Here is a 14,383-nt window from a genome sequence, read left to right on the forward strand (position 1 = left end):
TTCTACTTCGTGTTTCTTCTTTGACTTCGCACAGATCGATATAAATCAATCCTGCTCCGTCCCAATATGTCAATGAACTTTTCAAGTTATGAGTTCTCAGTGTTGAGTTCAGAGCAAACACTCTTGACTCTTTAACTCCGAACCCCTAACTCGGATGTGGAGAATATCGGAGTCGAACCGATGACCTCCTGCGTGCAAGGCAGGCGCTCTAGCCAGCTGAGCTAATCCCCCATTATCAGTTGTCAGTTAACAGTTATCAGTTAACAGTACTATATAACGGTAACCCAACATCTAGAATTTCCTAATCTCAGTACTCAATGAACTTATCATCGTAGTCTCAGGCAGACTCGAACTGCCGACCTCTACATTATCAGTGTAGCGCTCTAACCAGCTGAGCTATGAGACTGTCTTGGCCTATTGCCAGTATTTGTAACATATTATGAACGACAGCGCAATACTATAACAACCACCTCGTGCAGGACCCGATATTCCGGGCGTCTCTTTCTCTAGAAAGGAGGTGTTCCAGCCGCACCTTCCGGTACGGCTACCTTGTTACGACTTAGCCCTAGTTACCGATTTTGCCCTAGGCCGCTCCTCGCGGTGACGGACTTCAGGCACTCCCGGCTTCCATGGCTTGACGGGCGGTGTGTACAAGGCCCGGGAACGTATTCACCGGATCATGGCTGATATCCGATTACTAGCGATTCCAGCTTCACGGGGTCGAGTTGCAGACCCCGATCCGAACTGTGACCGGTTTTGTAGATCCGCGCCCCCTTGCGGGGTGGCTTCCCTCTGTACCGGCCATTGTAGCACGTGTGTAGCCCAGGACGTAAGGGCCGTGATGATTTGACGTCGTCCCCACCTTCCTCACGGTTTGCACCGGCAGTCCCGTTAGAGTCCCCATCTTGACATGCTGGCAACTAACGGTAGGGGTTGCGCTCGTTATAGGACTTAACCTGACACCTCACGGCACGAGCTGACGACAACCATGCAGCACCTTGCAGGCGGTCCGAAGAAAGGGGTATCTCTACCCCATGCAGCCTGCATTTAAGCCCTGGTAAGGTTCCTCGCGTATCATCGAATTAAACCACATGCTCCACCGCTTGTGCGGGCCCCCGTCAATTCCTTTGAGTTTCATTCTTGCGAACGTACTCCCCAGGTGGGATACTTATCACTTTCGCTTGGCCACGGAGACCGAAGTCCCCACAGCTAGTATCCATCGTTTACGGCGTGGACTACCGGGGTATCTAATCCCGTTCGCTACCCACGCTTTCGTCCATCAGCGTCAGTACATGGTTGGTCACCTGCCTTCGCGATCGGTGTTCTATGTGATATCTATGCATTTCACCGCTACACCACATGTTCCGGCAACCCCACCATGACTCAAGACCTGCAGTATCAAAGGCAATTTTATGGTTGAGCCACAAACTTTCACCCCTGACTTACAGGCCCGCCTACGGACCCTTTAAACCCAATGATTCCGGATAACGCTCGGACCCTCCGTATTACCGCGGCTGCTGGCACGGAGTTAGCCGGTCCTTATTCTTACGGTACCGTCAGACACCTACACGTAGGTGCGTTTCTTCCCGTATAAAAGCAGTTTACAACCCATAGGGCAGTCATCCTGCACGCGGCATGGCTGGATCAGGCTCCCGCCCATTGTCCAATATTCCTCACTGCTGCCTCCCGTAGGAGTCTGGTCCGTGTCTCAGTACCAGTGTGGGGGATCCCCCTCTCAGGGCCCCTAACCATCGCTGCCTTGGTGGGCCGTTACCCCGCCAACTAACTAATGGTACGCATGGCCATCCCTGTCCGATAAATCTTTAACCGAAACATCATGCGATGTAACGGTACCATGGGGCATTAATCCAAGTTTCCCTGGGCTATTCCCCTGACAGGGGCAGGTTCCATACGCGTTCCGCACCCGTGCGCCGGTCGCCGGCAAAAAAGCAAGCTTTTTCCCGCTGCCCCTCGACTTGCATGTGTTAGGCCTGCCGCTAGCGTTCATCCTGAGCCAGGATCAAACTCTTCATTGTATTTCCTTGAATGTCTGTCCGACACCCGAAAACACGAGTCCCCGCATCAAAATGGTTCTTTATAATTCTTACGCTGTCGTTACAATATGTATATGAACTTGTTTGTTTTTTTCTTCCAATTTTAGCCTTTCGGCTTTTCAGAAGCGCCCTGCCTTATCAGCTAAGCGGGTGCAAATATACGCAGGTTATTTTCTTTCCACAAAATGTTTTTGGATGTTTTTTTTGAAAAAAAATCAATTTATATATAAGTGCTTGTTTTTCAGTATTCAGAAATTTTACACTTTATCATTTTTATGAAAAGAAATTCCAAACCAATCCGAATCTTATCACAAAATCCCGGTATGGGTAATTGGGAGCGGAGTAATAATTCGGTTCGGAAAAAATAGAATTCAAGTGTTCGGCCTTTAAATATATCCGTGTTTGTCTTACCCTGGCATTAATAAATACATCCATTAAAGGGTATGCTCCAAACTCTTCGTTGTTCTGAATATAGAATTCACCCAATAAAGGGTGGTAGGCGTCCATGTTATAGGATGTAAAATATTTAAAGGTCACTCCTGTTTGAATGTACATGGCTTTTTTGAAAACGTCACTTGAATAGTATAAGGTATTCCTTGTAACCAGGTCGGGCACATTGACCACTTGATTCTCTTGTGTCACATTTTGATACATTACCGTGTTCATTAACGCCCATTTTCTCCACTTTACCTCTTTTTCATACTTTACTTTTAAGTGATTTATTGTGCTGGATTCTTGAAATGGCCTTACAAAAGCGGTTTCCTGACCCAATCCAATGGCTTCTTCGGTAGCTGTGGATGCAAAATAACTGTAGTTATCCACTGCACTGTATTCTGCTCGAATGTTTCCTACTAATTTAGAGTCCAGACCGAATTCGATGCTCTGTGTCTGTACTTTTTCGAATGTACTATTGTTTTGCCAGTTAAAATTTCGATAATCGCTTTGATAAAGTAAATAATTGAAGTCCGGCATACGGGACGAAATATGTATGGCCCCTGTAATCTTGTTGTTTTTGTTGAGCCTGTATGCCGCGATGGCATCAAGATTATTTCCTGTTAGGTTCCCAGATACTGTGTAATTTAGATTTCCCTGCAAATGTAGCGGGCCTATTGTATTTGCATAAGTTCCTCCAATCGATACCTCATTCCCATCCAACTTATTCTGTATGATACCTTCTTCGGTCAATAGAATACTGTTGAAAAAGTAATTGTAATTGAACAGTGCCATGTTGCCGGACACCCTACCCAAAGTTTTGTTGAAAAATTCGACACTCCCTTTATTATACATGGTTTTTAACCGCGCCTGATCATCAATGGGGATCAAAAATGGGTCGGTACCAAATGCATCGTTCTGTTCGGATTGCCCAAAATCGTAAATTTTAGTCTCGTAACTAAATTCATGCCCCAAGGACAAACTTGTAGGTTCCGTATCCAATGAATCTTTTTTTTTGTTTACCAGCTTATAGTGTTGATCAAAGTAATATCGTTTTCCTAAAATTCGATTATTGGCATTGGTGTAGAGCAGGTCAATTTTAGCCCTGTCCTGAAAATCCGGCAAATCTCCTTCAAACTGATTTCTATCCAATAATCCGCCACTTTCTTCACTTTCCATTTCCTGGGCAGCGATATGACCGCGAATACCATATCTTCCATTTTCCGTAAGATAATTGAACGTAAACCTAAATTTACCATCTTGTGCTTCTTCGTACCTATATTTGCCCAATGACCGGAAGCCATTGTATGCTATGGATGCGTTAAATCTTTTGGTAATATTAAAGGTGAGCAATGCATCCAAATATTGCCCTTGCTCCATTGTGGTCTTGAACATAAGCTCCGTCATTGGAGTGGGCACACTATAATAGTTGACGTCTTCTTTCTCGAAATACCCTGGATGTTTTGCAGATGCCCCTATTCTTGGGTAATACGGGGTTGCCGACAAATTTAAACCTAACCGATTATAGGGCTGACCCATGTTGGCAAATGGCATTAACTCGAAATCGTCCTTTCTTAGGTAATTATATATGTAATCCTTTTTAATGGTAAGTGTTGTGTCTACAATTGTAGTATCCTTGTTGTAGGATATGATCTTGTAATCATGGATAGTAATAGAATCCTTGGCAGTGGGCTTTGCTGGTTTCTTTAAATTTCCCTTGGGTTTATCCTTGGCTATAGAATCTTTGGATTGCAAAAGAGGACCTTCTTTTGGATCTAGATCTAAAGTATCCGCCTTTTTGGTTGGCGGCAAGGAATCCTGCTGCGCCATTATGAATTGTCCTAGTAAGATAAATAGGGTAACAAATAAAATTCTCATTCCACGTTATTGCTTGGACAAAGGTAAAAGTTTTGTTTCTAAAGAAATGTGAAAAGTTCAAACACAAAAAAACCCTGCCAAATGGCAGGGTTTTTAAATCTCTTACTAAGAAATATTTAGTATCCAGGGTTTTGGTCCGCAGTACCAATCTCTGAATTACGCTCTATCTCTTGTTGAGGGATAGGCCATAAATTATTTCTTTCTGCTATATAGGTATTGTTTGCTTTATTGGATATAACATCATCGGCAATTCCAAGTCTAGTTATCGTAAACAACCTATCCTGACATTCTCCAAAAAACTCTACAAATCTTTCTTGTGCGATTAAATCCACCACATTAGTAGAGTTAATTGTCACATCACCAAGTCCAGCCCTTGTTCTAACCATATTAATATAGTCAGATGCCGAAGGATCATCTCTTCGAGCCAATAATTCAGCCTGCATCAATAACACATCTGCATATCTAAAAACATACACATCATCGTTACCTGCACCAGCATCGGTATACTTTGCGATATCGTTGTTTCCATCGATTAGGCCCAATCGCACATCGCCAGCTTCGAAAGCACCACTCAATTCTGCACTAGGACCAACTTCACCTCGTCCTCCATCTAAAAAGAAGAATGCATGGTTACTACCATCAGTCTCGTTAAAATCTATAGCAAAAATAGTTTCGGAAGAACTAGCTGCTACCCCACCAGCTGGGAACAAAGAAGCATAATTAGTTTCAAGGCTATACCCACCGATAACAGGAGCCAATGTGGCCTCAGCAGTTGTATAATCTCCCAATTCCATCTCAATTTTAGCTTTCAGAACTCTAGCAGCATCTTTGTTAAAGAAGTACAGTCCCAAACCTTCGGGCAATACATTAACCGCCGTTGTAATGTCAGAATAAATCAAATCATATACAGCATCCACACTTGATCTTGGTGTTGGGTTTGTATCGATATCAGTTGACGACGTAAAAGCATCAAGTATTATTGGAACTCCTCCAAAAACCTTAACCAATTTATAATACATCATTGCTCTAGCCGCTCTTGCTTGGCCTCCAATCCTATTTTGTGAATCTTGGGAGATTCCATATTCCGGATTAGCAATTGCATTAATTATAAAGTTAGCCCTGTATATGGCAGCATAATGGTCGTTCCAATATCCTGTTATTTCCACATTGTTCAAGGCAGGGTCATTAGCACCCATTTCTGCAAAACTTGGAAAAGAGCCTGTATGAGACAATTCATCCGCATACAAACCAGAAATGAATGCATCATCCCCACCAAAATTTCCAATAAACTGCATAGCACTATACATACCGATCAATGCACTCTCAGCTGAGGCCACATCGGTAATCGCAGTCTCCCCTGGCAATTCGAGCGTGGGAGTTGTATCTATAAAATCATCGGCACAACTGTAAGATATTACAGCCAATGAAATCATTAAATATTTTAAAATTTTCATATTACTTTATTTAGAATTTAAAGTTAACCCCGAATTTATATGTTCTATTCAAACCTTGCGTAAAGAAGTCGGTTCCTCTTGAAGCATTAGTATTACCAAAAGTGTTAACCTCTGGATCAAGACCTGAGTAATCTGTCCAAGTAACCAGGTTGTCTCCACCAACATATACCCTTAAAGACATTCCATTACCCAACAATTCTGGAGAAAAAGTATAACCCAATACGATTTCTTTCAATCTTACGTAAGATGCATCCTCAATAAGTCTAGAAGAATCTTGGTTGTTGTACGATTGAACTCCACCAAATCTTGGTCTAGGAATATCTGTATCGGTATTTTCTGGAGTCCAGTAATCCAATTGGCTCGCAAACTTATTAAAGCTCCAAGAACCCGTAGCTCCACCAAACGCCATGGAGTTGTTAAATATGTCTTTGTCTTCTTCGAATTGGAAGTTCGCTGAAAGATCAAAGCCTTTGAACCTAAATGTATTTCTAAAGTTACCAGTCCACTTTGGCAATGGATTCCCTATAAATACACGGTCATTGGCATTAATATCACCATTTCCATCTTGATCTACATACTTTACATCACCAGCTTCAACACCCCTTGCCACTAAAGCATCTGGTATTGTTTCGCCTTCTTGCCATAATCCATCGGCCTCCAATCCAAAGAACGCACCCAACTGCTGACCTACAGCAATTCTATTTGCAAATCCTTGATCAATCGGAATGAACTCCCCTGCAGCATCTGTTTGCAAAGATGTAACTTCATTATCTAAATATGCCACCTGGAACTGGGAAGTCCAAGAGAAATCACCTTCGAAAATCCTAGCATTGATCGAGATTTCATGCCCTTTGTTGGAAATGTCACCAACATTGGCGTTAACAGTAGTAAAACCAGAAGAGTTTCTTAGTGGCCTTGATAACAGTACATCGGTTGTTTCCTTGTTGTAGTAATCATAGGCAATATCAATTTTATTGAACAATGTGATATCAGCACCAAGGTCGTACTGCGTAGTGGTTTCCCATGATAAATCAGGAGCACCCAATTGAGTAATTGCAGTACCAGGTCTTGGAGCATAGTTGGTCACCCCTGCCAAAAATCTTGAACCAAAGTTCCCAATACCGGATTGGTTACCTGTTTTACCCCACGACGCTCTTACTTTAAAAGTGGTTAGAACATTGTTCTTGAACCAATCCTCCTCAGACATCAAATATGCAGCAGACGCAGCTGGAAAGTATCCAATTGCATTGCCCGCACCAAAAACAGAGGAAGCATCCGCTCTCATAGTTCCTTCAAGAAACACTTTTTCTTTGTATGAAAGACCCACTCTACCAAAATATGAGAAAATTTTGTTTTCTCTAATCTCATTGAACGCATCAATTGGAACAGCTCCAGCACCAGGCAATTCAAAACCTGCAGGAATACTCTGAGTTTGGGTTACGATATCATCCGTATTGGTACCTTCGAAAGTATAACCTAATAGCCCACTTAAATCCCAATTACCAAAGGTATCACTATAATTTAATGTAGTTGTAACATTCCATCTATTGATCAGGTTGATTTCCTTTGTTGAATCACCGCCCGAAGCAATACCTCGTCTGGATGTGGCCGGAGTGAAAACCAATTCTTTAAAATCCAACCTTTCCAAAGAAGCCTTGGAATAAACATTGATCTTAGGCGTAAACTTATATCTTAATCCTAAATTAGAGATCATTCTAAAAGTTCTTGTATCCGATTTATCCACTACAGCGTTTTGTAATGGGTTCGAAAATGTAAATGGACTTGTATTGTAAGTACCATCCTCATTAAACAAAGTATTACCGGGAGTTTCAAGAACCGAGGTAGTTAACGCCCCATAGATATTGTTATCTCCGTTGATCCTAGAGTTATCAGACTGTGAAACTGTTACAGCAGCATCCAAATCAAGCTTATCTGTAGCTTTGAAATTTGCATTAAAAGTCAAAGACCTACGATCGAAACCTTGATTTTTGATTACACCTTCTTGATTAAAGTCAGAAAAGTTTGCATAGAAACGAGCCTTTTCGGACCCTCCAGACACAGTAACATCCATAGTTTTGACTACCGCTGGACTACCCCTGTAGATTGCATCTACATAGTTATCCCCCCAATCCGAAGCATACAACTCATCTAAAGAAGCAAAACCTTGCTGGTCCAAAATATTTGGAAAACTTGCACCTAGACCTCCTGTAGACAGCAGTCCCGGAGCACCGAAAGCATCCTCAAAAGCAGTATCCGCAAACTGATAATATTGACCAGCCGTAAACACTTCATACCTGTTAATTTCTTTCTGGTAACCAATTTGTGAGTTAACCTCAACAGTAACTTTACCAGCCTTACCTCTTTTAGTGGTAATCAAAACAACACCATTTGCCCCTCGAGCACCGTAAATTGCGGCAGAAGAAGCATCTTTCAATACCTGAATAGATTCAATGTCGTTAAAGTTCAGGTTCGCCAAAACATCATTGTCCTGACCACCGAATGCGTTAGCACCCACTGAACCTGACAAAATCGGCACTCCATCCACCACATATAAAGGCTCATTGGAACCATTAATGGAACTCGCACCACGAACTCTAACAGAGAACGCAGTTCCGGGAGCACCAGAGTTCTGGTTAACCTGCAATCCGTTCGCAGCACCCTGAAGAGCTCCAGAAATTGTTGGTGTAACAATGTTTTTTACCGTCTCGGCATCTACTTTGGCAACCGATGTAGTCAAAGATTTCTTGGTCTGCTCACCAAAACCTACCACTACAACCTCTTCCAGAGCCTGAGCATCTTGCTCCATCTGAACGTTTATGCTTGAAGAAGCACCTACCGTTCTATCGACTGTTTTTTGGCCGATATAGCTAAAACGCAATACTTGACCTGTACTTACGGCAATTGTGTAATTACCATCAAAATCCGTTTGTGTTCCGTTTGACGTTCCAACAACGACTACGGCCACACCAGGAAGTGGCAAACCATCTTGGTCGGTCACATTTCCTGAAACTGTTTTCTCTTGTGCGTAAGAGAAAGAAATGCACAACGCCAACAAAGGCGTCAGCATCCATGCTAACTTAGCTTTCATTTATTTCATTTTTTGAATTAGTCCGCCCAAAAATCAATATAAAAAGTTAATATTCAAAAAAATTAACACCTTTGCCCAGAACCGACAAAGCCAACAATAATCAATATTTTTGATAATTTTAACATATTATTAGCAACACAAATCCCTATATATGTGATATGTAAGAATTTTTTTAACTTTTCTTTAATTAAAATGCATTTCTTGATAGCGACACTGTTAAATTTTGATAATTTATGTTAAAGTTGTGTTACCGTTCCGTTGTTGAAACCGGCACCGACGAAGCCGGAAGAGGCTGCCTCGCTGGCCCCGTAACCGCTGCAGCGATAATTCTACCGCCCAAATTTTCCAACAACATCCTAAACGACTCGAAACAGCTTTCTGAAAACAAACGAGCCAGGTTAAGGCCTATTTTGGAAAAAGAAGCCGTCTCTTATTCCGTTTGCCATGTTTTTCAGGAAGAAATCGACGAAATAAACATTTTAAACGCTTCCTTTTTAGCAATGCACAGGGCTATAGACAAACTAGAGCCACGCCCTTCCTTTATTATAGTGGATGGAAACCGATTTAAACCTTATCCAAATATTGAACACGAATGCATCGTAAAAGGTGACGGAAAATACATGAGCATTGCAGCCGCCTCTGTTTTGGCAAAAACCTACCGAGATGAGTACATGGCCAAGATCCATGAAGAGTTCCCCATGTACAATTGGAAAAAAAACAAAGGTTACCCTACAAAAGAACACAGGGAGGCCATTCTAAAACATGGCCTAACAAAATACCATCGAAAAAGCTTTAGACAACTTCCCGATCAGTTGACACTGGATATTTAAAAACGCTAACTTTGTGTCAAACTTCAAGAATGAGACCAAAGGTACTTTTTTGTTTGCTCCCCTTAATCCTACTATCCTGCACAAAAGAAGTAAAGACCAAAGATTCTTTATTGGAACATTTACCGCCCGACCCTTCCCTTGTTATCAAAATATCCAATCTCACCAATTTTAAAAGTGAGCTAAAGAACAACGCATCGCTACAATCGGTAGAGCGATTTTCCGGCTTGCAAGAAATAATGGCAAGGGTAAAAGGACTGGATCACCTCAATACAGAACAGACCTGTATACTTGCTCTTTATGAAGTAGGCAAGGACAATTTTGATTACGTACTGGCCGCAAAAAATGAATCCGGGCTGTTCAATGTAGATAGCGTTGCGAACAAAACGGTTGAAACCTTGAGCTATGAGGGTGCCAACATTACAAAATACAGCCTGGATGGACTGGAGGTTTTTAGCCTCAATAAAAACAAGGAGATTTTGATGAGTTCCTCCCTGATGCTTTTGGAGAACATCGTTCGGCTTGGCCACAACACTTTGGTAGACCCGGTTTTGGAAAAATTGTACCAGGCCAGTTCCAAAAACAAATCAGCTACTCTGTTTATAAATCCGGCCAGCAATGCCGCCCTGCTACCGGTAAAAGAGATCCATGAAATCGCCAATCCGTTTTCTTCATGGATATCGTTGGATTTTACCGCCAATTCGGACGAAGTCAATCTAAACGGAGTGGCCATGGCACCAGATTCCATAAAAAGCTTCGTCAATTTGTTCAAGGGCACCTCTCCCCTTTCCAACAAAACGCCGACATATGCGCCAATTAATGCCCAGGCTATTGTATCGTATACTTTTGACGATTATCAGGTATTCGCTAAAAATCAAAACAACTATTTGGATAGGGTCAGAAAAGTGGACTCCCTTTTTAACACCATAGAGGAAGTCGGTGTGATCTATTTGAACAACCAAAAGGTTGTACTGTTAAAATCTTTCGGCACAGAAAGTCTATACGATTATCTTGATCAAAGGAAAACAGCTTCACAAACCTACCAAGGCAACGAGATATTGGAGCTTCAAGAAAAAAGATGGGTGGAGCAGAGTTTTACGCCGCTTGTACAAAATTTTGAATCCAATTTTTGCACATTACTTGATAATAGCTTTATTTTTTCCGAAAACAAGGAAGCATTACAAACCATAGTCAGTAGCTACAAAAGTTCATCCTCATTGGATAAAGATCAAGGCTATCTCACCGCAAAGGCTTCTTTGGCAAATGAATCCAGCATCCTGTTTGTTTCGGATGAAACAGGTATCAATTTACTTGCAGAGCGAGAACTTTCCACTGAAATGGTTTCCGACATCAAAGACAGCGATTTTAAGGATCAAGTTTTTGCCTCACAAATGGTAATGGACAACGGCTTTGGGCATTTTAATATTCTTGTGTCCAAAATTGCCAAAAGACAAGAACAAAATACCGTATCGCCCCTATTTACATTGGAACTGAACACCGATTTGGCCACTGACCCACAATTCGTGAAAAACCACCGGACCAAAAAACAAGAAGTTGTAGTGCAAGATCAGAACAATGTTCTCTATCTAATTTCCACCGACGGAAAAATTCTCTGGACCAAACAATTGGACGGAAGGATACAAGGTGACATCCAACAGGTTGATATCTACAAAAACGGAAAACTACAATTGGCCTTTTGCACCAACGATAAATTTTTGATCATAGATCGCAATGGGGACGAAGTAGCACCTTTTAACATTGATTTTGATGGAGGTAATCTAAACCCACTTGCCGTTTTTGATTACGATGGCAGCCGTAATTACCGCTTTGTGATCACACAGGGCAAAAAAGTATTTATGTACAACAACCAAGGAAAAATTGTAAACGGTTTCACGTTTAAGGAAGCTCCAAGCAACATCCTTGGGGCTCCCAAACATTTTAGGGTGGGCAACAAGGATTATTTGGTATTTAAACAGGATAACAATACCCTAAGAATACTGCATCGTGTTGGCAGCGACCGTATAAAGGTGGCCGAGAAAATAGATTTTTCCAACAACGAAGTATTCCTTTATAAAAATAAGTTCTCGGTAACGAACAAAGCCGGGGTTTTGCACCAAATAGACACAAATGGAAAACTAGTGGCCACCAATTTTAACTTAAACGCGGACCACGGTTATTATGCCACAAGCAATACTTTGGTATTTATGGACGACAATATCCTAAGCATTAAAGGAAAAAAAGTTGAATTGGAACTAGGAGTTTATTCCAAGCCAAAAATATTCTATATCTACGATAAAATCTATGTTGCTGTAACGGACATCCAAAACCAACAAATCTATTTATTTGATAGTCAAGCCAAGCCCATACCAAACTTTCCGGTTTATGGCAGTTCCCTGATCGACCTCTCGGATATGGACAATGACAAAAAACTGGAGCTGGTCGCCAAGGACCAGGACAACTCGTTGATCGTGTACAAAATCAATTAACAAGATCTCGTAACTGCTACCTATACAATAGTTTAAACGAAATACACATATTTGATCATAGTGTAGTTTTCATTTTAGTAGTTTGTACGGTATTGCTATATCACAAACTAAAAAAACACTAGTAAAAATGAAAACCTCCAGCAAACTACTCTACTGTTTGTCAATTACACTGTTGATGGCTGCCAGTGCAGAAGCCCAATTTTTTAAAAAATTGGCCAAAAAAGCCGAACAGGCAGCCGAACGTACCGTTGAAAATCGGGTAGATAGAGAAACTTCAAAAAAAACAGACCAAGTCCTGGACAGTATTCTGGAACCGGGCACTGGCGGAAAACAATCCCCAGGCAACAATCCAGAAACCGGAAACATTCCTGGTGGCACCAATGAAAATTCCAACACCTCGGGGCCGGTAAAGGCCGAACCCCAGACCATCCAAGTTTATAGTAAGTTCGATTTTGTCCCGGGAGACAAACCATTGTTCTTTGATGATTTTAATGATGATTTCATTGGAGATTTTCCATCTAAATGGAACACCAACGGTTCCGGCGAAGTGGTGACCCTGGGCAATATGCCCGGTAAATGGTACGCCATAGCCAATAGAAGCCTTACCGTACCCAACTTAGGAACCGACCTGCCAGAAGATTTCACCATCGAATTCGATATAAGAGCGGTAAACCTAACCAAGAACACAAGTTCCCAAGCTGTAATGCGCATTTATTTGTCGGAGACCGCCAACCTGACCACAAACGAAAACAATGCATTGTCCAGTCTCTCGTTTTGCCAATATATTCCCATTGGCGTTAAGGTGGACAATAATTTTAGCAACGACCCATCCCCTATCCAAAATACCATGCAACAGGACTTGCGGGATATATTTCAAGATGTGGCCCATGTCTCCATTGCCGTAAATAAAAACCGATACCGCTTATGGATCAACCAGAACAAGATCGTTGATCTACCTCAATTTATAGTGGACCCAGAAAAAATAAACCATCTAAAGCTATACGTAAACGGAATAGATACCCAGAACAATCAAGAGCAAGTATTGATCAGCAATCTCAAGGTTGCCGAAGGCGGTGTTGATTTGAGAAGAAAACTAATGTCCGAAGGAAAAATTTCCACCAATGGTATTCTGTTCAATTCTGGCTCCGCAGAAATACTTCCGCAATCCATGGGAATTATAAGGCAGATTTCCCAAGTGTTGAACCAGGATTCCTCCATCAGCCTCAACATAGTTGGCCATACCGATTCCGATGGTACCGACGAAAGCAATATGGCACTTTCCAAAAATCGGGCAGAGGCCGTAAAAAATGCTTTAGTATCCGTTTATGGAATATCTCCGGACCGCTTGACCTCCGATGGAAAAGGAGAATCGGAACCTGTTGCCGACAACAGTTCCGCACAAGGCAAAGCACAGAACCGAAGAGTTGAATTCATTAAAAAATAATATCTCCGTAGAAAATGAAACGTTTATTTACCACACTATTTATTGCCACGTTCACCATAACCATTGTACATGCACAGAACACTTGCAGCACTTACTATCCCATGGTCGATGGTGCCAAACTACAATACACCAATTATAACAAAAAAGGAAAAGAGGACGGCAAGTTTAATTATACAGTCACCAATGTACAAGGCAGTGGCAACAACATTAGCGCCACAATGGAAATGGAAATAGTGGACAAAAAGGGCAAGGTCTATACCTCTGATTATGATATAGTTTGCGACGGCGACATAGTTAAAATTGACTTTAAATCCCTGATGAACGAACAAATGCTAAGTCAAATGGGAGATGTTGAAATGGATATTTCCGGAACCGATATAGAACTGCCCAACAGTCTTTCGGTAGGCCAAGAATTACCAGACGCCAATATTTCGATTAAAATGAAAATGGGCGGAGCCATTAATATGAACACCAATGTGGAAACCGTTAACCGAAAGGTGGAAAAGCTTGAAAGTTTGACCACACCTGCCGGCACGTTTGACTGCTACGTGATCTACAGCGAGACCAAGACCAAAATGATGATGACCAACCAAACCTTGCCCTCACGCACGTGGTTCTCAGAAGGCGTGGGCATGGTAAAACAAGAATCGTATAACAAAAGTGGAAAACTGACCAATAGCATGGTCCTGACAAACTATAGTAAGTAGAGATAATTATTTA

At 41.8% G+C, this 14,383-nt stretch carries 7 protein-coding genes, 2 tRNA genes and 1 rRNA gene; 4 read left to right on the plus strand and 6 right to left on the minus strand.

The window, feature by feature from the left end; genetic code table 11:
- Positions 1-157: 157 nt before the first annotated feature.
- The 6 genes from MJO53_RS04200 to MJO53_RS04225 all read right to left on the minus strand — a co-directional run bounded on the left by MJO53_RS04200 (position 158) and on the right by MJO53_RS04225 (position 8,906).
- Positions 158-231, minus strand: a tRNA-Ala gene (locus tag MJO53_RS04200).
- A 101-nt stretch (positions 232-332) separates the two neighbouring features.
- A tRNA-Ile gene (locus MJO53_RS04205) sits at positions 333-406 on the minus strand.
- 104 nt (positions 407-510) lie between these two features.
- Positions 511-2,036: ribosomal RNA gene (locus MJO53_RS04210) — 16S ribosomal RNA — on the minus strand.
- Between the two features lie 291 nt (positions 2,037-2,327).
- Positions 2,328-4,364, minus strand: a complete 2,037-nt coding sequence (locus tag MJO53_RS04215; RefSeq protein WP_252080589.1) for a putative porin — start codon at positions 4,362-4,364, stop codon at positions 2,328-2,330.
- A gap of 116 nt (positions 4,365-4,480) precedes the next feature.
- Positions 4,481-5,788 carry a RagB/SusD family nutrient uptake outer membrane protein gene (locus tag MJO53_RS04220; protein WP_224837808.1) on the minus strand — a complete coding sequence of 436 codons (1,308 nt, stop codon included), beginning with the start codon at positions 5,786-5,788 and terminating at the stop codon, positions 4,481-4,483.
- 40 nt (positions 5,789-5,828) lie between these two features.
- Complete coding sequence (locus MJO53_RS04225; RefSeq protein ID WP_252080590.1) at positions 5,829-8,906, minus strand: SusC/RagA family TonB-linked outer membrane protein; 3,078 nt, start codon at positions 8,904-8,906, stop codon at positions 5,829-5,831.
- A 233-nt stretch (positions 8,907-9,139) separates the two neighbouring features.
- Here MJO53_RS04225 and MJO53_RS04230 point away from each other — a divergent pair, with 233 nt between their 5' ends.
- From MJO53_RS04230 to MJO53_RS04245, 4 genes are all read left to right on the plus strand, one after another.
- Positions 9,140-9,736 (plus strand): ribonuclease HII, encoded by a 597-nt coding sequence (locus MJO53_RS04230; RefSeq protein WP_252080591.1) that lies wholly within the window; start codon positions 9,140-9,142, stop codon positions 9,734-9,736.
- 29 nt (positions 9,737-9,765) lie between these two features.
- Positions 9,766-12,219 carry a ribonuclease HII gene (locus MJO53_RS04235; protein ID WP_252080592.1) on the plus strand — a complete coding sequence of 818 codons (2,454 nt, stop codon included), beginning with the start codon at positions 9,766-9,768 and terminating at the stop codon, positions 12,217-12,219.
- Positions 12,220-12,346: 127 nt separating this feature from the next.
- Entirely contained in the window at positions 12,347-13,663 is a 1,317-nt protein-coding gene (locus tag MJO53_RS04240) for an OmpA family protein (RefSeq protein WP_252080593.1), read from the plus strand.
- 14 nt (positions 13,664-13,677) lie between these two features.
- Positions 13,678-14,370, plus strand: coding sequence for a hypothetical protein (locus MJO53_RS04245; protein ID WP_252080594.1), 693 nt, complete (start codon positions 13,678-13,680; stop codon positions 14,368-14,370).
- Positions 14,371-14,383 lie beyond the last annotated feature (13 nt).

This window comes from Flagellimonas marinaquae (assembly GCF_023716465.1).
In the GTDB taxonomy this organism is placed as follows: domain Bacteria; phylum Bacteroidota; class Bacteroidia; order Flavobacteriales; family Flavobacteriaceae; genus Flagellimonas; species Flagellimonas alginolytica.